Here is a 20,505-nt window from a genome sequence, read left to right as displayed (position 1 = left end):
GCCCGGTTACATTCCGAACCCGGAAGCTAAGCCTTACAGCGCCGATGGTACTGCAGGGGGGACCCTGTGGGAGAGTAGGACGCCGCCGAACAATTTTTGAAAAAGGCCCACACCTTATGGTGTGGGCCTTTTTGTGTTTCACGAGCCTGTTCACGACGGCTGTACCAGCTTGGTGTCGTACGCCAGGATCACTGCCTGAATGCGGTCGCGGGAGCCGGTCTTCGCGAGGATGCGGCCCACGTGCGTTTTCACTGTCGACTCGGCCAGGTGGAGGCGCGTGGCTATCTCCGTGTTCGTCCAGCCCTGGCCGATGACCGTGAGGATTTCGCGTTCCCGGTCGGTGAGGGGAGCGAGGCGTGGGTCTTCTCCAGGCGGCGTTTCCCCGGCCGGGTCGGTCGGCAGGTGATGGACGTAGGCGTCGAGGAGGCGGCGTGTGAGGCTGGGGGCTACGACCGCGTCGCCTGTGGCGACCGCGCGGATTCCGGCCAGGAGTTCCTCGGGCTGGGCGTCCTTGACGAGGAAGCCGGAGGCTCCTGCGCGGAGGCCGGCGTAGGCGTACTCGTCCAGATCGAAGGTGGTGACGATCAGGATGCGGGTGCGGTCGCCGGCGGCGGTGATGCGGCGGGTCGCCTCGATGCCGTCCAGGCCGGGCATGCGGATGTCCATGAGGACGACGTCGGGGTGCAGCTCTGCCGCCAGGCGGACCGCCTCGCTGCCGTTCGCCGCCTCGCCCACGACCGTCATGTCGTCCTGGCTCTCCAGGAGCATGCGGGAGCCGAAGCGCTGGAGGGGCTGGTCGTCGGCGATCAGGACCGTGGTCACTGCGGGTTTTCCTCCGGAAGATGTAGGCGGACGCGCCAGCCCTGCTCGGGGTGCGGGCGGGGGCCGGCCTCAAGTGTGCCGCCGTACAGGGCGGTTCGCTCGCGCATTCCGGGCAGGCCGCGACCGCCTGGAGCCCGGGCGTCGGCTCGGCCCGCGCTGCCTGTGTCCGTGACCGTCACTGTCACGGCTCCCTTGTCCTCGTAGGACAGTTCTATCTGCGCGGTGGCGCCGGGGCCGGCGTGTTTGAGGGTGTTGGTGAGGGCTTCCTGGATGACGCGGTAGACCGTGAGTTGGCGGCCTGGGGGGAGGGTGGGGCTGCCGTGGGTGGTGGTGTGGACGGGGAGGCCTGCGGAGCGGACGCCGTCGAGGAGCTGGTCGAGGTCGGTGAGGCCGGGTTGGGGGGTCAGGTCTGCCTGGTTCTGGTCTGCCTGGTTCTGTTCGTCCTCGCGCATGACGTCCAGGAGGCGGCGGAGTTCGGTGAGGGCCTGGCGGCTGGTGGTGGCGATGGCGTCGAGGGCCTGGGCGGCGCGTTCCGGGGACTTGGCGGCGGCGTATCTGCCGCCGTCGGCGAGGCCGGTGATGACGGAGAGGTTGTGGCCGATGATGTCGTGCATCTCGCGGGCGATGCGGGCGCGTTCGGCGGCGGTGGCGAGTTGGGCCTGCTGGTCGCGTTCGGTCTCCAGGCGGCGGGCGCGGTCCTCCAGGGCCTCGGTGTAGTTGCGGCGGGTGCGGACCGTGATGCCGATGAGGGCGGCCACGGTGATGGACATCAGCTGGGAGCCGATCTGCTGGTCCCAGGTGCCCTCCCCGTGGCGGGCGACCGACACCACGACCGGGGCGGTCACCAGGGCCGTCGCCCACCACAGATTGCGCAGGGACCGGCGCAGGGCGATGTGGTAGACGACGGCGAGCTGGAGCAGGGCTGCCTGGAGTGCCGCGCCGGTCCACGCGTTGACGAGGGCGAAGAGGGCCATGGCGGCGAGGACGGCCCGGGGATGGGTGCGTCGCCAGAGGAGAGGGATCGACAGGCCGAGGCTCAGGGTGAGGAGCAGCCAGCCGGGGACGTCGAGGTTGTGGGCGTTGTGGCGCCAGCCGCCACCGGCGTAGTCGATCAGGGCCGCTGTCACCCAGAAGCCGGTGATGTGCAGGTCCCACAGCAGGGGGTGGCGTCGGTCGAAGGCACGCACCCGGCGGGTGAGGCGGTGGGCGTACTCGGTGAGGGGCTCCGGCGCCCGGTCTTCCGTCACGGGGTTCATCGTGGGGGATTTCGGTGCCGCTTGTCAGACGTCTCGGCGTCGTAGGACCACCGCGGCCAGCGCGAGGGTCGCCGTCGTCCAGAGGATCATGGCGAGGAGGGCGGTGCCCGGGGAGGCCGTGCCGGGCAGGGGCTGAGCCGTGGTGAGGGTTTCCAGGGCCTTGCCGGGGAAGTAGCGGACGGCGTCGTCGACGATGTCGTACGGGAGCATGGCCAGGACCTCCGGGACGATCATGAGGAGGCCGATGAAGACGCCGATGGCCATCGGGACCGAGCGGACCAGGGCGCCGATGCCGAGGGCGAGGACGGCGAGGAGGGTGAGACCGGCCGCGTTGCCGGCGAGGGCGCGCAGGACGCCGGGGGCGCCGAGGGAGGCCGCCTGGTCGGTGCCGGTGAGGAGGGACTGGGCGAGGGGGAAGGTGACCAGGTTCGTCAGCAAGGTGAGGGGGAAGGCGATCGCGGCCAGGACGGCTGCCTTGGACCACAGGACGGGCAGGCGGCGGGGGACGGCGGTCATCGTGGCGCGGATCTGGCCCGTGGAGTACTCGCCGGCCGTGGCGAGGATGCCCAGCACGCCGAGGTTGATCTGGGCGAACTGGGTGCCGAGCAGGACGAAGAGGACCGTGTCCATCCCGCCCTCGCCGGTGCCGTCGTAGGCGGCGGCCAGGCCCGCGCCCATGGCGACGGTGAGGGCGCTGGTCACGATGAGGGTGATCCAGGTGGAGCGCAGGGTCCGGAGTTTGTGCCACTCGGAGCGCAGGACGCGGGCCGGGGTCACGCGGTAGGGCAGGGTCGCCGTGGTCATGCTGCCGCTCCTTCGAGGGTCGCCGTGTACTCCACCGCTTCGCGGGTGAGGTCCATGAAGGCCTCTTCCAGGGAGGCGGTGCCGGGGGTCAGTTCGTAGAGGGGGATGCCGTGGGCGGCTGCCGTGCGGCCGATGTGCTGGGCGTCCGTGCCGCGGACCTGGAGGGTGCCGGGGGTGTCGGTGGTGATGTCGACGCCGGGGGCGGTGAGGAGAGGTACGAGGTCGGAGGCCTGCGGGGTGACGACCTTGACGGTGCCGGCGCCGGAGTCCCGTACGAAGTCGGTGACCGTGGTGTCGGCGAGGAGACGGCCGCGGCCGATGATGACGAGGTGCTCGGCGGTCAGGGCCATCTCGCTCATCAGGTGGGAGGAGACGAAGACCGTGCGGCCCTCGGCGGCGAGGGACTTGAGGAGGTTGCGGATCCACAGCACGCCCTCCGGGTCGAGGCCGTTGACCGGCTCGTCGAGGATGAGCACGGCCGGGTCGCCGAGCAGGGCGGCGGCGATGCCGAGGCGTTGGCCCATGCCGAGGGAGAAGCCCTTGACGCGGCGGTGGGCCACGTCGGTCAGGCCGGTGAGGGCGAGGACCTGCTCCACCCGGGTGCGGGGGATGCCGTGGGTGTGGGCGAGGGCGCGCAGGTGGTGGTAGGCCGTGCGGCCGGGGTGGACCGAGCGGGCTTCCAGCAGGGCGCCGACCTCCGTGAGGGGGGCGGGGTGGGCGGCGTAGGAGCGTCCGCCCACGGTGGCGTGGCCGCGGGTGGGGGCGTCGAGGCCGAGGATCATCCGCATGGTCGTGGACTTTCCGGCGCCGTTCGGGCCGAGGAAGCCGGTGACCGTTCCGGGGCGGACGGTGAAGGACAGGTCCGTGACGACCGTACGGTCGCCGTAGCGTTTGGTCAGTTCGTGTGCCGTCAGCATGCTTCGATGCTCGTGCGTGCGGGGGCGGCGGGCGTCGGACGGCGGTGGTAATCGGGGTGAGGGGTGTCGTACCCGGGTACTACCGTTGCCGGCATGAGCTATGTGATCCGGTCCGTCCGTGCTGACGAGTGGCCTGCGGCGAAGGAGCTGCGGCTCGCGGCGCTGCGGGACCCGGTGGCGCACCTGGCCTTCCTGGAGACGTACGAGGAGGCCGCGGCCAGGCCGGACTCCTTCTGGCAGGAGCGGACGGCCGGTGCCGCCGAAGGGGCGGAGGCGCGGCAGCAGATCATCGCGGCGGGGCCGGACGGGCGGTGGGTGGGGACGCTGACCGTGCTCGTGGAGGAGCCGGGGACGACGGACTGGGCCGGGTTTCCGGTGGAGCGGAAGCAGGGGCATGTCGTCGGTGTGTTCGTGCGGCCGGAGGAGCGCGGGAGCGGGCTGACCGAGGTGCTGTTCGACGCGGCCCTGGAGTGGGCGTGGGGGCGGGGTCTGGAGCGGGTGCGGCTCATCGTGCACGAGGAGAACGGGCGGGCGCAGCGGTTCTACCGGCGGGTGGGGTTCGAGCCCAGTGGGCTGGTCGTGCCGCTCGGGGACTCCGAGGAACGGGAGCTGGAGTTCGTGCTTGAGCGGAGCTCCGTGGGAGTGCCCTACTCAGACCGGTAGTTCGTCGTGCGGCCAGCGGGCGCGGCCCTGTTCGCGGGAGCGGAGCAGGGCCAGGGTCGGCATGCCCCGGTCCGCTCCGGTGGCCAGCAGCTCCGGGAGCTGGGGAAGCGGGGCCACGGCGGCGACGTCGTCCAGGACGAGCGTGAATGGTGGGTCGAGGCGACCGGAGGATGACCGTTCGGCCATGTGCCGGCCGCGCTCGACCACGCTGGAGACGAGGGCCGTCAGGAGGGGCATCGCGCCCGGATTCGTCCTGGGGTCCTCGATGGATTCACCCACCACATAAAGGGTGCCCCCTTCATGGACGAAGGAATCCAGGGCGAGGGCATCATTTCGGTTGGGAGTGCAAGCCTCGCGGATATTGACCGTGGAGAGGGCCGCGAGGGCACGGGTCGTCAGCTGCTGGGCCATGTCCCGGCGTTCGGGGTGGGCGGTGAGGGCGCCTTCGAGTTCGCCCGCGGAGCCGGGGGCGGCCTTGGGGTTGGTACGGAGGATGCGTACGGCGTCCTGGATCTGGGTGCCCTGGGACCAGCGGTGGACGTGGCGGATGGTGCGGCCGTCGACGGCGGCGGCGTGCAGGTAGCTCCGCAGGAGTGTCTCGGCGGTGTCGCTGAGGGCCTGGTCGAGTTTGGCGGTGGGGCGGACCGGGGTGAGGAGGGCGGTTGCTCTTCTCGTGGCTGTGGCCTTGTCCTCGCAGCCGGCTGTGGGGGACCAGTGGAGGCGGGCGGGGGTGGCGCAGCGGTGGGTGGGGTCGTAGAGGTGGGTGGGGCCCAGTTTGGCCCGGGCGTCTTTGGTCTCCTGCCAGAGGGCGGGGTTCGAGGTGACGATGAGGGCCGGGCCCTCGGCGTCGCGTACGGCCTGGGTGGCGGTGGTTTGGCGGGTTTCCCTTGGGGCTACGAGGATTTTTGCCCACCCGCCCACCCGTTCCTGGCCGAACAGAGAAGCCGGGCTCGTGGGCGCGGCCGCCGGGGTCGGGGCGAGGGGGGCCGTCGGCTCCAGGAGGTGCGTGGGATCGGGGTCGGCGCGGCGGGGGGTGGGGACGTCGTGCTGCGCCGACGCGTGGGCGTCGTGGAGCGTGGGCGTCGGCGTCGGTACGTCGTGCGGCGTGTGTGTGGATGCCGCGTGCTGCGCCGGCGTGGGTACGTCGTGCGGTGTCGGGGGCGGTGTTCTGTGCTGCGCGGTCGTCGGCAGTTCGTGCTGCGCCGAGGTCGGTGTTCTGTGCTGCCCGGCTGTCGGGATCTCGTGCTGTGCCGGAGTCGGTGTTCTGTGCTGCCCGGCTGTCGGGATCTCGTGCTGCGGCGAAGTCGGTGATCCGTGCTGCGGCGAAGTCGGTGATCGGTGCGGCTCCGTCGTAGGCATCTCGTGCTGCGGCGGCCCGCCCGACCCGTACACGACCCCCGTCGCGTGCGGCGGTGCCATCCTCTCCGCCCGGCGCCTCGCGCGGACCGCCCGCCACCTGGCCAGCGTGCCCATCACGAACACCGTCAGGACGATCAGGATCATCAGCTGGCCGATGAACAGGCCCCAGAACAGGCCGTAGCCCGAGAGTTCGCCCGGGGGTGTGTCGGGCCAGGCGCCGGGGATGTCGTGGGGCTGGGCGATGAGGCCGCGCATGGCCAGGGGCGTGCGTGTGAAGGTGACGCCGGACGGCCAGGAGCCGTGGGCGAACAGGGCGGCGAGGCCGGTGGCCGTCCACACCAGCAGGGTCATGCCGAGGAGGAACGCGAGTATGCCGACCAGCAGGCCGTCGGGGATGCCTCCCTGGCTGTCGTGCCGGCTGCGGCGGTCGTCCGGTCTCACGCGTCCTCCCCCTACGCCACCGTCGATTCGGAGTCGCCCAGGTGGTGCTCCACGAAGGCCGCCGCCCGTTCCTCCGCCTCGAGTTCGGCGGCGCGCAGGGCGTCGTGGTCCGTGAGGTCCGCGGAGGACTCGGTCATCGCGCGGTCGGTGAAGACCAGTGGGCGTTCGGTCTCCGTGACCAGGTGTTTGACGACCTGGACATTGCCGTTGACGTCCCAGACTGCGATACCGGGCGTGAGCGTCGGGATGATCTCGACCGCCCAGCGGGGCAGGCCGAGGACCCGGCCCGTGGCTCTCGCCTCGTCGGCCTTCTGGGCGTAGATCGTCCGCGTCGACGCCATCTTCAGGATCGCTGCCGCCTCCTTCGCCGCCGCGCCGTCCACCACGTCGGACAGGTGGTGGACGACCGCCACGAACGACAGGCCCAGTCGCCGGCCGAACTTCAGCAGGCGCTGGAACAGCTGGGCCACGAAGGGGCTGTTGATGATGTGCCAGGCCTCCTCGACCAGGAAGATGCGCTTCTTCCGGTCGGGGCGGATCCAGGTGTGCTCCAGCCACACGCCGACGATCGCCATGAGGATGGGCATGGCGATGGAGTTGCGGTCGATGTGGGACAGGTCGAAGACGATGAGCGGCGCGTCCAGGTCGATGCCGACCGTGGTCGGGCCGTCGAACATGCCGCGCAGGTCACCGTCGACGAGACGGTCCAGGACCAGGGCCACGTCCAGGCCCCAGGCCCGTACGTCGTCTATGGCGACGTTCATCGCCTCGGCCGATTCGGGCTCGGGGTGGCGCAGCTGCTCGACGATGTCGGTGAGGACCGGCTGGCGGTCGACGATGGTCTCGTTGACGTAGGCGTGCGCGACCTTGAGGGCGAAGCCGGAGCGTTCGTCCAGGCCGTGCCCCATCGCGACCTCGATGATCGTGCGGAGCAGGGCGAGCTGCCCCGTGGTCGTGATGGCGGGGTCGAGCGGGTTGAGGCGGATACCCATGTCCAGGGCGGCCATCGGGTCCAGGCGGATGGGAGTTATCCCCAGCTCCTGGGCGATGAGGTTCCACTCGCCGACGCCGTCCTCTCCCTGGGCGTCCAGGACGACGACCTGGCGGTCGCGGAAGCGGAGCTGGCGCAGGACGTACGTCTTCTCCAGCGCCGACTTGCCGTTGCCGGACTCGCCGAGGACCAGCCAGTGGGGGGCGGGGAGCTGCTGGCCGTAGAGCTGGAAGGGGTCGTAGATGTAGCCCTTTCCGGAGTACACCTCGCGGCCGATGATGACGCCGGAGTCGCCGAGGCCGGGGGCGGCGGTCGGGAGGTAGACCGCCTGGGCCTGGCCCGTGGACGTGCGCACCGGGAGCCGGGTCGTCTCGACCTTCCCGAAGAGGAAGGACGTGAAGGCGTCGGTGAGGACGGACAGCGGGTCCCGCATCAGGTCCTACCTCCGAATGCCGGTGGCGAAGGGAAGGGTGTTCACGAAGGCGCGGTGGTGCTCGCGGTCGCACCATTCCAGCTTCAGGTACGACTTTCCGGCCGAGGCCCTTATCGTCCGCTTGTCGCGGGCGAGGGCGTCGGGGGAACGCGAGGAGACGGTGATGTAGCCGACGAGGTTCACCCCGGCGGCGCCGCTGGCGAGGTCTTCGCCGCGCTGGTCGAGCCGGGAGTTCGCGGCGACGTCGCGCGGGTCGATGGTGCGGTTCATCTTGGCGGCGCGGGACGCCTCGGCCTCGTCGTTGGTCTTCTCCGTGAGCATGCGTTCGATGGCGACCTCGGTGGGTTCGAGGTCCATGGTGACGGCGACCGTGCGGATGACGTCCGGGGTGTGGACGAGCAGCGGGGCGAGGAAGTTGACGCCGACGGGGGTCATCGGCCACTCCTTCACCCAGGCCGTGGCGTGGCACCAGGGGGCGCGGGTGGAGGACTCGCGGGTCTTGGCCTGGAGGTAGGTGGGCTCCATGGCGTCCAGCTCGGCCGGCCAGGCATTGCGTTTCGTCATCGCCTGGATGTGGTCGATGGGGTGGTCCGGGTCGTACATGGAGTGGATCAGCGAGGACAGTCTGCTCTGGCCGAGCGGCTGCCGTACGCGGATGTCGGCCTCCTGGAGGCGCGAGCAGATGTCGGTGAGCTCGCGGGCCATGACGACGGCGAGTCCGGCGTCCCGGTCGACCTTGCCGCCGTGGGCGCGGGCGGCCCGGGCCATGGCGTTGGCCTCGGCGGCGAGGTCGCGGGTGTAGTGCATGCAGGCGACGAGGTAGGCGCGGTGCTGCTCGCTGCTGGTGGACACCATCGACTGGAGCTGGTCGTACGACTGCTGGAGCCACGGCGGTGCCTTGTCGTCGCCGCGGACGGCGACGTCCTTGGCGTGGGCGTCCGGGTCGGCGGGGAGGGTGCGGGCGAGCATCTGGAGGCGGGTGACGAAGCCGTCGCCGTTGGCCACGTGCTTGAGCAGGGTGCCGAAGCGGTCGACGAGGGCCTCCTGGTCCTCGGAGTCGCGCAGGCCGACGCCGGGGCCCTCGATCTCGATGGCGGCGGTGACGGTCTTGCGGTCGGCGTGCAGCAGGACGGCGATCTCGTCGGGGCCGAAGGGGGCGGCCAGCCAGGTGATGCGGCCGATGCCCGGAGGGGGCCCGATCTCGACCTCCCGGCCGTCGAGCCGGGTGCCGGCCTCGATGACGGCGGAGCGGTAGGTGGTCCCCTGCTTCAGGGTCCGCTTGTAGCTGCGGTTGATCTCGAACCACTTGTAGAACGTGCGGTGCTTGTACGGCACGTACACGGCGGCCAGCGCCAGCATCGGGAACCCGGCGAGCAGCACGATGCGCAGGGACAGCACGGGGACGAGGAGCCCGCACATCATGCCGAGGAACGCGCCCACGACGATCAGGGCGATCTCGCCGGTCTCGCGGTTGCGGCCGATGATCGCGTTCGGCCGGGCGCGGCCGATCAGATATGTACGGCGGGGCGTGACCGGATGGGACACGTGGGACTCGGTCGTCAACGCCCTTCACCTCCCGTGCGATTGGTACTGCTGTTGCGGGTGTTGCTGGCGTGGGGAGTGTTGACGGGGCTGCTCGAACGGGGTGCGGGTGCGGCGGAGGGGACAGATCCGCCGCCGCCGTTCGAGGGGCGCGAGCTGTGCGCGGCGACTCCGCCGGAGGCGGGGTTGCTGGGGCGGGGGGCGGAGGACTGGCTGCCTCCGCCGTTGTTGTCGGCGCGGGTGCTGTGGGTCTTGATGCCCTGCGCGACCAGGGTCGCGGGGGAGCTGATGACCGCCGCGGCCTTGCTCTCCGCGCCCTGCATGAGGCGGTTGTTGCGGGAGCCGGCGATCTCGTCTCCGAAGCCGGGGACGAAGCGGTAGATCATCGCGCTGGCGAAGATGGCGAGCAGGATGATGGCGAGGCCGGAGACGACGGCGGAGAAGGCGTCGGGGCCGTCGTCGGCGGAGAGCGCGCCGGCGAGGCCGAGCACGATCACGATCACGGGCTTCACGAGGATGACGGCGATCATGATGCCGGCCCAGCGGCGGACGTGGCCCCACAGGTTCTTGTCGACGAGGCCGGCGTAGACGACGGTGCCGAGGAGGGCGCCGACGTAGAGCAGGGCGGCGCGGATGACGAGCTCCAGCCAGAGGACGCCGGCGGCGAGGATGCTGACCAGGGAGACGACGATCAGCATGATCGGGCCGCCGCCGATGTCCTCGCCCTTGTTGAGGGCCTCGGAGAACGTGCCGAAGAAGGCGTCGGTCTGGTCGCCGGTGGCTTTGGCGAGGACCTCGGTGATGCCGTCGGTCGCGGAGACGACGGTGTAGAGGATCAGGGGGGTGAAGGCGGAGGCGAGCACGGTCAGCCAGAGGAATCCGATGGCCTCGGACAGGGCGGTGGTCAGGGGTACGCCGCGGACGGCTCGCTTGGCGACGGCCAGGAGCCAGAGGAGGAGCGTGAGGATGGTCGACGCGGCGAAGACGACGGCGTACTGCTGGAGGAACTTGGGGTTCGTGAAGTCGACGTTCGCCGTCTCCTTCACGGCGTCGCTGAGCTTGTCGACGGTCCAGGAGGCGGCGTCGGCACAGCCCTTGGCGAGGGAGGAGAGGGGGTCGAGGGTGGAGGTGGGGTCCAGGCGGGAGGTGCCGCCGGAGCGGTTGGCACCGCTGCCGCGTTCGCAGTAGTCCTTGGCGGGGCCGTGGATCAGGTCACAGGGGTCGTCGCTGGGGGTGGGCGACGGCGTGGGTGCCGCGAAGGCACGCGTGGCCAAGAGGACCGCAGTGGTCTGCCCGGCTGCGACGAGGCCTACGAGCTTGAGTACGCGATGGTTAACGGGCATAAGAGAACCCTCCGTACTCCTCGACTGCCTTTGCCATCTCGTCCGCGCTGGAAGCCCTGTCGTCGCCGGGAACGGGCGCCGGACCGTCCTTCTGAGAGTGGGTCACGATCTTCCAGTCACCGCCGGTCCACTCGAGTTTCATGGTGATGGTGAACCAGCTGTTCGTGACCGGGGTGGTGGAGTTCTCGCCCGCAAGTCCCAGGAGACCGCTGCACCAGACCTCCACCGTTGCGCTCTCCTGGGATGCTTCGGTGACCTTGGTGCCGATCGGACTGGTGCGGGACACGAACGTGTAGCCCCGTGGTGTCGAGCCGTCCTCGTTCAGCCCGACGTTCTTGTTGAACTCCGGCGTGTAAGCCCTGTCCAGGGTGGCCTCGAACTCCGCCACCCGCGAGGGGGCGATGATCGCTTGCAGGATGGTGTCCCGCTTGGCCTTGGAGAACATCTCGGCGGAGCCGAGTGCCACCGCATAGTTCGCCGCCGCGCTCTCCGCCCCCTCCTGGTCCTGGGCGAAGCCCGAGGGGATGCCGGCTGCCGACTTGGACTGGACGGGGCGTTGGCCGGAGGGGGCCGTGGCTGTTGTGTCCGGTTTGGTGGCGGCGTCGTCCGATGAGGAGGAGTCGCCACCGCCCCGGTTCGCGAAGGCGATGGCTGCGATGAGGAGGACTACTACGCCGACCACCGTGACCAGGCTGCGCGACGAGCGGGGGCGGCGGGGCGTGCCGTAGGGGTCGGCTCCGGTGTCGGGCAGGCGGGTGCGGGTCTGGCCCGTGCCGGCGTAGCCGCCGGAGGCCTCGTGCTCGTCACCGAGACTCATGCCGCGTACGCCCCCTCGACGTCGTACTGCTCGTGCTCCTCGTACGACGGTAGCCGTGCTGGTTCCCGCGCGGGCGCGGTGTGGTGACTCGACATCAGGGAAACGCAACCTTCGCCGGTGGGCACGACGGGCGGGTGGGATGGAGGGGGGAGCCGGGCGTGCCCGGCCGGGGCGGGTGGGCCCGGCCTACACGGCCATGCCGTACACGATGGTGAAGAGCGTGCCGAGTGAGCCGATGATGAAGACTCCCGTGAGGCCCGCGATGATGAGGCCCTTGCCCTGCTCCGCGCTGAAGGTGTCCCGCAGGGCGGTGGCACCGATGCGCTGCTTGGCGGCGCCCCAGATGGCGATGCCGAGGCAGAGCAGGATGGCCACCGCCATCACGACCTCGATCATCACCTTGGCCTCGTTGCCCAGGCTGCCGAAGGGGCCCCAGTCCGGAGCGATCCCGCCGATGATCGTGTTGATGTCTCCCTTGTCGGCCGCAAAGAGCATGTAAGTCACCGCCCCTGTTGGGTAGTTCCGCACCCTCTGCGGTCGTGCAGAGGTCAGGCCTCATTCTCGCCGACAATGACGCTGTCGGATGTCGACTTGGCGTCATTGATTGGCGGGTTTCGTACGAATACCTTGCCACCGTTCCGGGCCGGGCCCTAAGGGAGGCGACGGACGGTGTGCGAAGTATCGTATGGTCACTCTGTGTATCACGGCAGGTCACGCCGGGCAATGAGGCCTGAGCGGAACCTGTTGTGTGGTCCCGTCGTTGTGCCCTTTTACGTCCTGTGTCACCTTTCCGGACCGTTTCTGACGGCCGGTCGGGTGAGGGGTCGTCCCGGTGTTCTCCGGGTGAAGGCTACCTGGCGCGGCGAACGGGCCGCGGCTGGGTTGCCGCGGCCCGTTCGACCGGTGACGTTCCGTCACAAGGGGGAGGGTCAGCCGGTGAAGGCGCCGACTCCGTTCGGGGTGCCCCAGCCGGTCGGGCCGTCATAGCCCGTTCGGGCGGTGCAGAAGTAGCTGGTGGCGCACGTGCCGTTGGTGCCGCTGGTGACGTCGTTCAGGGCGGCGGTGTTCGCGTAGGGGAACTTCGCAGGGTAGGAGCCGGCGGACGGGGTGCCCGCCAGGGCGTAGACGCTCGCGATGATCGGGGCGGAGGCGCTGGTGCCGCCGTAGGTGGCCCAGCCCTGGCCGTCGGCGCCGTAGGTGTCGTAGACGGAGACGCCGGTCGCGGGGTCGGCGACGGCGGAGACGTCGGCGATCATGCGCTTGGCACAGCCGGTGTCGGTCTGCCAGGCGGGCTTGGCGTCGTAGGCGGAGCAGCCGGAGCCGGTGCCTTCGGTGCTGCTGGTCCGCCAGACGCTCTCGGTCCAGCCGCGGGTGGTGGAAGAGGTGGTGAGCCTCGTGCCGCCGACGGCCGTGACGTACTTGGAGGCCGCGGGGTACTCGGCGCCGTAGCCCGCGTCGCCCGCGCTGACGGTGATGGCGACGCCCGGGTGGTTGAAGTACGTGGAGTCGTACGTCGCGTCGGAGGAGGACTCGCCGCCGCCGTAGCTGTTGGAGACGTACGTGGCGCCCAGGCTGACGGCCTCGTTGACGGCGGTGCCCAGGTTGGCCATGGTGGCGGACTTGGCCTCGACGAGGAGGATGTGGCAGTTGGGGCAGATCGCGCTGGCCATGTCGAGGTCGAGGGAGATCTCGCCGGACCAGCCGCTGTCGGGGGCGGGGAGGGCGGTGGTGGAGCCGGTCTGGCTCACCTTCTTGAAGCAGCCGCCGGCGGTGGTGCAGGCGGGCAGGCCGTAGTGCGAGCGGTAGGCGGCGAGGTCGGACTCGGCGTTGGGGTCGTCGTAGGCGTCGACGATGGCGATGGTCCGGCCGGTGCCGTTGCTCGCGGCGGCGGAGGTCAGGCCGTAGGCGGCCTGGAGGTCGGAGGGGCCGTAGCCGGAGGGGGAGGTGGCCTCGGCGGCTGAGGGTGAGATGCCGTGCTGCTGCTGGAAGGCGGTGCGGCCGCCCGTGACGCGCAGGGCGTTGCAGGCCATCTCGTCCTTGTGGCTGGGGAGGGCGCAGGAGCGGGTCCAGGTGACCCGGGAGGTGCTCGCCCGGGCGGTGTCGGCGTGGGCGGCGGTGGTGAGGCCGGTGAGGAGGAGCGCGGCGGTGGCGGTGACGGCGGCGACCGTGCGGCGCCATCTGCGGCGGCCGGCGGGAGAGTTGGGGGGTGTCGTGCGCAAGGTACAGCCTCCTGGCAGTGGTGGACAGAGGCCTGCGGGTGGGGGATCCGCCGGTACGGTTCCCGGCGGGGGCGGCGACCCGCGACGACGATCGCTTGTTGAGTACGTGACAACAAGACGGGTTTCGGAATCCTGACTTCCGCCTTACTGAACCGGGCGCCGGGCTTACCGGCCGGTGACGGGCCGATGGCCGGGGGATGGGCGTGGCTTGACCCAAGGGGCCCGGGTTCAGCGGGGCTTGGGACCGGCGGCACGCGTTTTTCTCACCTTCGCCGGACACAGTGGCTCCGATGAAGCGCGTCCTCGCCCTTGCCGTGGTCCTTGCCGCCCTCACCTCCGCGTCCACCGCGGTGGCCGATGACGGGGCCGGGCCCTTCGGGGTGACCGTCACCGCGGGAGCGGTCGCGGGCAGCGCGCGGGTGGGGGTGCTCGTCCCCGCCGGCCGGGCGACCCGCCCGGCCGGTGCGCACTTCTGCACCGCGTCCGTGGTGCGGGCGCCGTACCGGAATCTCGTCGTCACCGCGGCGCACTGCCTGGACGGGCGCGGAGAGCTCGTGTTCGTGCCCGGGTACCGCAACGGCCGCGCTCCGTACGGGGTGTGGAAGGTGAAGCGGCGGTTCCTGCCCCGTGGGTGGGTCGAGGGGCGGCGGGAGGACAGTGACGTGGCGTTCGCCGTGGTCGCGCCGCGGGGCGGGAAGGGCGTGGAGGACGCCGTCGGTGGTTACCGGTTCACCACCGGTACGGCGACGGGGGCGACGGCCGTGACCCTCACCGGATACCCCGACTCCCGCGAGACGCCCGTCAGCTGCACCAACAAGCCGACCGCGCACAGTCCCACCCAGCAGCGCATCGCGTGCCCGGGATTCGCCGGCGGCACCAGCGGAAGCCCCTGGGTGAACGGGGACGGGCAGGTCGTGGGGGTCCTCGGCGGCCATGAGGACGGCGGGACGACCCCCGACGTGTCCTACAGCGTGGTGCTCCGCGCGGAGGCGGAGCGGCTGTACCGGGAGGCGGCGGGTGACCCGTGACGGGGCCGTGCGCCGGTTGCCCCCGGCGTGCCGCCCCCTGCTGTCGGCTGTTCCCCTTTCCGCCCCGACTCTCCTCCGCGTGATCATTCCGGCGTACGGCGGCCGCCTCTACACTGACCAGGCGACGGACTCCTGGCCGGCGAGGGGCGGTTGACGGTGCGTAAGGCATGGATCGTGGCGAGTGTTGCGATCAGCTCCGCCCTGGCCTTCGTGATGCTGCTCGTCGTCGGGGTCTACATCGTCGCCGGAAACCTGGTCAACGGGGTCGGCGGTGGGGCGAAGGCGCTGGCCAAGGGGTCGGTGCCCGCCGCGTACTCGGCCCTGGTGCAGAAGTGGGGCAACCTCTGCCCCGCCATCAGCCCGGCCCTGCTCGCCGCCCAGCTCTACCAGGAGAGCGGGTTCAACCCGAAGGCCCAGAGCCACGCCGCCGCGCAGGGGATAGCGCAGTTCATCCCCGGCACCTGGGCCTCCCACGGCATCGACGGCGACGGCGACGGCGACCGTGACGTGTGGGACCCGAAGGACGCGATTCCCTCCGCCGCCTCGTACGACTGCGAACTCGCGTCGTACGTGAAGAAGGTGGGCGGGAATCTGACCGAAAACATGCTGGCCGCCTACAACGCGGGGGCATACGCGGTGATCAAGTACGGGGGCGTGCCGCCGTACACCGAGACCCGGAACTACGTGAAGCGGATCACGACGCTCTCGGAGAGCTTCGCGGCGCCCGTCGGGCGGGTCGATCCCTCCGAGCAGGCCGCGGGCGCCATCGAGTACGCGCAGAAGAAACTCGGCACGCCCTACCTGTGGGGCGGCACGGGCACCGCTGAACAGGGCGGACGCTTCGACTGCTCGGGACTGACCCAGGCCGCCTACGAGACCGTCGGCATCAAGCTGCCGCGCGTCGCCAACGACCAGTACAACGCCGGACCGCACCCCGCGCGGGACGAACTGCTCCCCGGCGACCTCGTGTTCTTCTCGGACGACCTCACCAATTCGCGTGCCATCCGGCATGTCGGCATTTATGTCGGAGGCGGGTACATGATCGACGCGCCGCGAACGGGTGCGGTGATCCGGTTCGACCCGATCGACACCCCCGACTACTTCGGGGCCACGCGGGTCACCGAAGATGGCGCGAAAGCACTGCCCACGACAGTGTGAGCCGAGTGTGAACCCGCCCCCTGAGCTGCAAAGACGTGTCTCTCTTCGATAACGTCTGCGTGATCATTCGGTGGAGTGTGGAACGTATCAACGGGGACCATGCGTTCCTGTTGACGTAGCCGAGCAGACGTAAGTCGGCACGTGTCACGGACGCGTGCAGCGGAAGCGGATCTACAACCACGGGGGTGGCTGGAGCGGCGCACACTCAGGTGCGCCGGGAGAGACGACGAAGGGGCCGCAGCATCATGGCTGGACTCGCCGAATCCGGGTCGAACCCCGACGTCGACCTGCTTTACGACATCAATGGCCTGGCCAAGGACGCGCCGCCGTGGTTCGACCGGGTCATGGAGTTCGTCGGCGAGTACGGGTTGTTGCTCGCCATCGTCCTGCTCGTGCTCTGGTGCTGGTGGTCCGTGCGGCGCCGGGGCGAGGAGGACGCGGCGTCCTCCGTCGCGGCGCTGGTCTGGGCGCCGCTCGCGGCGGGTATCGCCGTGCTGGTCAACGTGCCGATACGGGGTTTCGTGGAGCGGCCCCGGCCGTTCCTCGACCATCAGGGGCTCGAGGTGCTGGTCGCCGGCAAGAACGACTACTCGTTCGTGAGCGACCACGCGACGATCGTCATGGCGATGGCGGTCGGGCTGTTCGTGGCGAACCGGAAGTTCGGGCTGGTCGCGTTGGTGCTGGCCGTGTTCGGCGGGTTCATTCGCGTCTACATGGGCGTGCACTACCCGACGGATGTCGTGGGCGGGTTCGCGCTGGGGACGGCTGTGGCGTTGCTGTTGTCGCCGGTGGCCATGGCGTTGTTGACGCCCGTCACGCGAGCGGTCGAGCGGTCGCCTCGGGTGGGGTGGCTCGTGCGGGCTCGTGGGCGCGGGGCCGGTGGTGACGGGGCCGATGCGGTGGTTCCCGGGGCGCGGAGTGAGCAGGCCGCGGGGGCGTCCGAGCGGGACCTTGCCGCGTAGTGCTCGGCGTCGGTGCTGAGGGCGGGGCGTTGCGCAGCCCGGCGTAGCGGGGTGCGGCTGCGCCCACCCGTGCCGCCCCAGCGGCACGACTGCCCGCAGCTGAGCGAGCTGAGTGCTTATAGGGCCTGCGGGTACGTGAAGAAGCGGTTCGGGTCGTATTCGTTCTTCAGCTTCGCAAGGCGGGGTGCCGCGTCGCCGTAGTACGCCTTGCGCCAGTTGGTGAGGGTCGGGTCCGTGTAGTTCTGGTAGGCCGCGCCTGAGGCGTACGGGCGCATGGACTTGTGGGCGGAGGCCAGCCAGTCGCGGGCCGTGGTGCCCGTCGTGCCCGGGCGCCAGGCGGCGATGTACTGGGCCAGCATGCGCGAGCGGCGGTGGACGAAGGCCGTGGACGTCGGGGAGACGCGGTTCACCGCTCCGCCGAGGGCCGTGAGGGCGATGCTGCCCGTGCCGCCGCGTACCGACCTGATCTGGGACAGCAGCGTGCGGATACCGGCCGCCGAGAGGGAGCGGTCGAAGAAGTCGGACGCCGCGGCGTACGTCTCGCGGCCCAGGGCGCCCTTCGGGGAACGGCCCGGGGTCGAGCCGGGCAGATGGCACTGGGCGTCCGTCGGGAACGAGGAGCAGCCGGCGTACACCTCCATCGACTCCTCGTACGAGCGGCGCCGCAGGGAGACGCTGCTCGCCGAGGCGCCGACGCGGTCGGCGAGGCGGTCGACCGCGTTCTGGAGCTCGCCGTAGGTGCCGAGGGAGAAGGCCGCGACGGAGACGGTCGGGTTGCCGCCGGCGGCGTTCGCCAGGTGGAGGGAGGACCAGATCTCGTCCGGCTGCGAGGGGCCCCACTCCTGCCAGGCCCGCACCACCGCGGCCGCCTTCGACGCCGGCCAGGACAGGTACGCCGAGACGCCCTGCGGGGCCGGGTGGGTCTTGAAGTGGAGCTCCGTCACGACGCCGAAGTTGCCGTTGCCCGCGCCGCGCAGGGCCCAGAAGAGGTCCTTGTGTTCGCGGGCGTCGGCGGTGAGCTGCTTGCCGTCCGCGGTGATCAGCGTGGCCCGGGTGAGGCTGTCGCAGGTCAGGCCGTAGGCCCGGGAGACCACTCCGTGCCCGCCGCCGAGGGTGAGGCCGGAGACGCCGACGGTGGGGCAGGAGCCGGCGGGGATCGTCATGCCCTTCGCGGCCAGGGCGCGGTAGACGTCGATGAGTTTGGCGCCGGCGCCGATCACGGCGGTGTCACCCGAGGCCCGGACGCGGTTGAGTTTCGAGACGTCGATGATCAGACGGCCGTCGCCGGAGGACCAGCCGGCGTAGGAGTGGCCGCCGTTGCGGATCGCCACGCGCAGGGCGTGGCGGCGGGCGTAGGCCAGGGCGGTGCGGATGTCGTCCTGGTGGGACACGTACGCGACCGCGGCGGGCTTGAGGGTGTCGAAGCGGGTGTTGTAGAGCTGCCTGGCCGTCTTCCAGTCGGTGTCGCCCGGGCGGATGAGCGGGCCGTCCAGGTCGCGCGCGAGGGCGGACCAGTTGGCGGCCGTGGTCTTCGTGGTGGTGGCGGTCCTGGCGGTGGCCGTGGTCCTGGAGCGGGTGTCCGACGTCGTGCAGGCCGCGGTGAGGGGGGTCGCGGCCGTGGCGATGCCCGCCGTGCCGACTGCGAGGAATGTGCGCCGTTCCATGGGGCCTCCCGGTGGTTCCGTCCTGGGAGACGGGGTGGTGGCGGTGGGGGTTCCATGCGGATCCCATCGCCCGGTGGCACGACCGCGTCAGCCGGCCCGGTGGTTCTCCGCGTCCGTGCGTGCCTGGCTTCTCGCCCTTCTGGCCGGTCCGTGCCAGCCACAGGTGCAGCGGGCCATGCAGAAGCGGCCCTTCTCCTGCGTCGTCGTGCTGTGTTCCGGGAGGTTGGGGGGAGGTTCCAGCCCGTCCTGCTGCGCCACGGCGACCACGTTACCCAGCGCGGGTAAAGGCTTCGTATGCCGAGTCCCGCGGGCTCGCGTGACGGGGTCACATACCGGTCGTTAACCGGAACAACAAGGGGGCCCGTGACGGACGTACCGGCTGGGGGTAGGCAGGCGATGACTGGGCGGCAGCGGGAACGGCGGCACAGGCGGACGGGTGCGGCGGTCGTCGCGGCCGGTCTCGTGGCCGGGGTGGGGCTGGGGGCCGGAGGGTGCGCGGGCGGTGACGCGGTGGCCGGCGATGCCCGGGGCGGGGACGCGGTCGTCGTGCTGCACCGGGCCGCGGACCAGCTGGTGCAGGCGGGGAGTTCGAAGGCCCGGACGTCGATGGAGATGGCCGCCGGCGGGACACGGGTGACCATCCGGGGCGCGGGTGTCTACGACTACCGGAAGCGGATGGGGCAGCTGAAGGTGCTGCTGCCGCAGGACCCCGCGGGGGCCACCGAGCGCCGGCCCATCACCGAACTGCTCGCGCCGGGAGCGCTCTTCATGAAGAACCGGGGCGCCGGTGTGCCCGCGGACAAGTGGGTGCGGGTGGACACGCGGACCCTGTCCGACGGGAACCTCGTGACCGGCGGGGCCACCGATCCGTTCGCGGCGGCCGAGGTGCTGCGGGGGACGCGGTCGGCGACGTTCGTGGGCCGGACCGAGGTCGCGGGCACCAGGGTGCGGCACTACCGGGGCACGGCGGATCTCGGCGCTGCCGCGAAGAAGGCCTCCGACGGCAACAAGGAGTCCCTGAGCGCGGCGGCGAAAGGGTTCGCCACGGCCGAAGTGCCGTTCGACGTCTACCTCGACGACGAGGGGCGGATCCGCAAGGTCCGGCACCGGTTCAGTTTCGTGGGCGGGCAGCAGAGCCCCGTGGCCGTCGCCTCGACGACGTTGCTCTACGATTTCGGGGCCTCGGTGCGCGTACGGCTGCCGGACACCGACGACATCTACGCGGGCAAGATCGCCGAGGAGTGACCGGCGCGAACTAGCCCGTCCGTGCCATGCGCGGTGTGTAGGCCGCTCCCTACTCTAGGAAGTGGGGAACGGCAGAGATGAGGTGATGCACGTGGCTCCGGTCGGCGGTACGGCAGTTCAGGACCACGTGGCCCTCGCCGAGATCGAGCTGTGCGGAGAGCTGATCATCGCGGCCTCGGCCGCCCACGAGGAGCGGCTCAGCCTGGAGAGCATCGACGAGGTGCTGAAAGTGGCCGAGGAGCGGGACGCCTCCAGGCGCTGAACAGCGGCAGGCCCGGGTCAGGTCCGCAGCATGCGGGCGATCGCCTGGGTCGCCTCCTTGACCTTCGCGTCGATCTCGTCACCGCCCTTGACGGCCGCGTCGGCGACGCAGTGCCGCAGGTGCTCCTCCAGCAGCTGGAGGGCGAAGGACTGGAGCGCCTTGGTGGAGGCGGAGACCTGCGTGAGTATGTCGATGCAGTAGACGTCCTCGTCGACCATGCGCTGCAGGCCGCGGATCTGGCCCTCGATCCGGCGCAGGCGCTTGAGGTGTTCGTCCTTCTGCTTGTGGTACCCGTGCACGCCCTGGTCGTGGTCGGTCACGATGTCTGCCCCGGCGGTGACATCCGTGACATCCCCGGCATTCGTAACGTCGGTCACGTCAGTCATCGCGTCCTCCTGGTGGGCTGTGCGCTGACATATACCCCTAGTGGGTATATGGTACCGAACTTTGCGGGGTATACGGCCCTTGGACCGCCCCCGTGCTCATCACTGTGCCTGATGGGCGACACTGGTGGGCGGCCCGATAGCCGTGGCCGAATGATGCGCCTAGCATCAGCCTGACCGAAACCGAAGCAAGCCG

19 protein-coding genes and 1 rRNA gene are annotated in these 20,505 nt (G+C 70.7%); 7 read left to right on the top strand and 13 right to left on the bottom strand.

What is annotated here, in order from left to right:
• Positions 1–91: ribosomal RNA gene (rrf, locus tag ACH4G3_RS31970) — 5S ribosomal RNA — on the top strand; the annotation flags it as partial.
• 59 nt (positions 92–150) lie between these two features.
• Here the strand turns inward: rrf and ACH4G3_RS31965 are convergent.
• The 4 genes from ACH4G3_RS31965 to ACH4G3_RS31950 are packed head-to-tail and all read right to left on the bottom strand — an operon-like array spanning position 151 to position 3,799.
• The gene (locus ACH4G3_RS31965; RefSeq protein WP_397627761.1) at positions 151–822 is read right to left on the bottom strand and encodes a response regulator; all 672 of its coding nucleotides are present in this window, start codon (positions 820–822) and stop codon (positions 151–153) included.
• The gene (locus tag ACH4G3_RS31960) at positions 819–2,078 is read right to left on the bottom strand and encodes a sensor histidine kinase (RefSeq protein WP_397627760.1); all 1,260 of its coding nucleotides are present in this window, start codon (positions 2,076–2,078) and stop codon (positions 819–821) included. Before ACH4G3_RS31960 ends, ACH4G3_RS31965 begins: the two co-directional genes overlap by 4 nt.
• Positions 2,079–2,102: 24 nt before the next feature.
• Positions 2,103–2,882, bottom strand: a complete 780-nt coding sequence (locus ACH4G3_RS31955) for an ABC transporter permease (protein WP_397627759.1) — start codon at positions 2,880–2,882, stop codon at positions 2,103–2,105.
• Entirely contained in the window at positions 2,879–3,799 is a 921-nt protein-coding gene (locus tag ACH4G3_RS31950; protein ID WP_397627758.1) for an ABC transporter ATP-binding protein, read from the bottom strand. Before ACH4G3_RS31950 ends, ACH4G3_RS31955 begins: the two co-directional genes overlap by 4 nt.
• A gap of 93 nt (positions 3,800–3,892) precedes the next feature.
• Between ACH4G3_RS31950 and ACH4G3_RS31945 the strand changes: the two genes are divergently transcribed.
• Positions 3,893–4,462 carry a GNAT family N-acetyltransferase gene (locus ACH4G3_RS31945; protein ID WP_397627757.1) on the top strand — a complete coding sequence of 190 codons (570 nt, stop codon included), beginning with the start codon at positions 3,893–3,895 and terminating at the stop codon, positions 4,460–4,462.
• Here the strand turns inward: ACH4G3_RS31945 and ACH4G3_RS31940 are convergent.
• From ACH4G3_RS31940 to ACH4G3_RS31910, 7 genes are all read right to left on the bottom strand, one after another.
• The gene (locus ACH4G3_RS31940) at positions 4,451–6,262 is read right to left on the bottom strand and encodes a TraM recognition domain-containing protein (protein WP_397627756.1); all 1,812 of its coding nucleotides are present in this window, start codon (positions 6,260–6,262) and stop codon (positions 4,451–4,453) included. The two genes, ACH4G3_RS31945 and ACH4G3_RS31940, sit on opposite strands and share 12 nt — an antisense overlap.
• An 11-nt stretch (positions 6,263–6,273) precedes the next feature.
• Entirely contained in the window at positions 6,274–7,686 is a 1,413-nt protein-coding gene (locus ACH4G3_RS31935) for an ATP-binding protein (RefSeq protein WP_020269939.1), read from the bottom strand.
• Between the two features lie 6 nt (positions 7,687–7,692).
• The gene (locus ACH4G3_RS31930; RefSeq protein ID WP_397627755.1) at positions 7,693–9,249 is read right to left on the bottom strand and encodes an SCO6880 family protein; all 1,557 of its coding nucleotides are present in this window, start codon (positions 9,247–9,249) and stop codon (positions 7,693–7,695) included.
• Positions 9,246–10,571, bottom strand: coding sequence for a hypothetical protein (locus tag ACH4G3_RS31925; protein ID WP_397627754.1), 1,326 nt, complete (start codon positions 10,569–10,571; stop codon positions 9,246–9,248). Before ACH4G3_RS31925 ends, ACH4G3_RS31930 begins: the two co-directional genes overlap by 4 nt.
• Positions 10,561–11,388: a DUF8175 domain-containg protein gene (locus ACH4G3_RS31920; RefSeq protein ID WP_397627753.1), complete on the bottom strand. Its 828-nt coding sequence runs from the start codon at positions 11,386–11,388 to the stop codon at positions 10,561–10,563. The genes ACH4G3_RS31925 and ACH4G3_RS31920 overlap by 11 nt, the downstream gene beginning before the upstream one ends.
• A gap of 186 nt (positions 11,389–11,574) precedes the next feature.
• Positions 11,575–11,883 carry a hypothetical protein gene (locus ACH4G3_RS31915; protein ID WP_003991275.1) on the bottom strand — a complete coding sequence of 103 codons (309 nt, stop codon included), beginning with the start codon at positions 11,881–11,883 and terminating at the stop codon, positions 11,575–11,577.
• A gap of 434 nt (positions 11,884–12,317) precedes the next feature.
• Positions 12,318–13,607, bottom strand: a complete 1,290-nt coding sequence (locus ACH4G3_RS31910) for a S53 family peptidase (RefSeq protein ID WP_397627752.1) — start codon at positions 13,605–13,607, stop codon at positions 12,318–12,320.
• A gap of 290 nt (positions 13,608–13,897) precedes the next feature.
• Between ACH4G3_RS31910 and ACH4G3_RS31905 the strand changes: the two genes are divergently transcribed.
• From ACH4G3_RS31905 to ACH4G3_RS31895, 3 genes are all read left to right on the top strand, one after another.
• A complete protein-coding gene (locus ACH4G3_RS31905; RefSeq protein ID WP_397627751.1) occupies positions 13,898–14,635 on the top strand; it encodes a trypsin-like serine peptidase in 738 nt (245 codons plus the stop codon).
• Positions 14,636–14,848: 213 nt separating this feature from the next.
• A complete protein-coding gene (locus ACH4G3_RS31900; RefSeq protein WP_397619755.1) occupies positions 14,849–15,793 on the top strand; it encodes a bifunctional lytic transglycosylase/C40 family peptidase in 945 nt (314 codons plus the stop codon).
• Positions 15,794–16,038: 245 nt separating this feature from the next.
• The gene (locus ACH4G3_RS31895; RefSeq protein ID WP_397627750.1) at positions 16,039–16,755 is read left to right on the top strand and encodes a phosphatase PAP2 family protein; all 717 of its coding nucleotides are present in this window, start codon (positions 16,039–16,041) and stop codon (positions 16,753–16,755) included.
• Positions 16,756–16,871: 116 nt separating this feature from the next.
• On the opposite strand, the gene ACH4G3_RS31890 is transcribed toward ACH4G3_RS31895, so the two are convergent.
• Positions 16,872–18,419 (bottom strand): FAD-binding oxidoreductase, encoded by a 1,548-nt coding sequence (locus ACH4G3_RS31890; protein WP_397627749.1) that lies wholly within the window; start codon positions 18,417–18,419, stop codon positions 16,872–16,874.
• A 396-nt stretch (positions 18,420–18,815) separates the two neighbouring features.
• Here ACH4G3_RS31890 and ACH4G3_RS31885 point away from each other — a divergent pair, with 396 nt between their 5' ends.
• Positions 18,816–19,664, top strand: coding sequence for an SCO4651 family lipoprotein (locus tag ACH4G3_RS31885; RefSeq protein ID WP_397627748.1), 849 nt, complete (start codon positions 18,816–18,818; stop codon positions 19,662–19,664).
• A gap of 91 nt (positions 19,665–19,755) precedes the next feature.
• Positions 19,756–19,926, top strand: a complete 171-nt coding sequence (locus ACH4G3_RS31880; RefSeq protein WP_354738855.1) for a hypothetical protein — start codon at positions 19,756–19,758, stop codon at positions 19,924–19,926.
• A 17-nt stretch (positions 19,927–19,943) separates the two neighbouring features.
• Here ACH4G3_RS31880 and ACH4G3_RS31875 read toward each other — a convergent pair whose 3' ends face one another.
• Positions 19,944–20,312, bottom strand: a complete 369-nt coding sequence (locus ACH4G3_RS31875) for a metal-sensitive transcriptional regulator (protein ID WP_397627747.1) — start codon at positions 20,310–20,312, stop codon at positions 19,944–19,946.
• Positions 20,313–20,505 lie beyond the last annotated feature (193 nt).

The organism is Streptomyces afghaniensis, assembly GCF_044327915.1.
Classification (GTDB): domain Bacteria; phylum Actinomycetota; class Actinomycetes; order Streptomycetales; family Streptomycetaceae; genus Streptomyces; species Streptomyces afghaniensis.
Note: the sequence above shows the minus strand (reverse complement) of the source record. Positions and strands in the feature narration are given on the sequence as shown.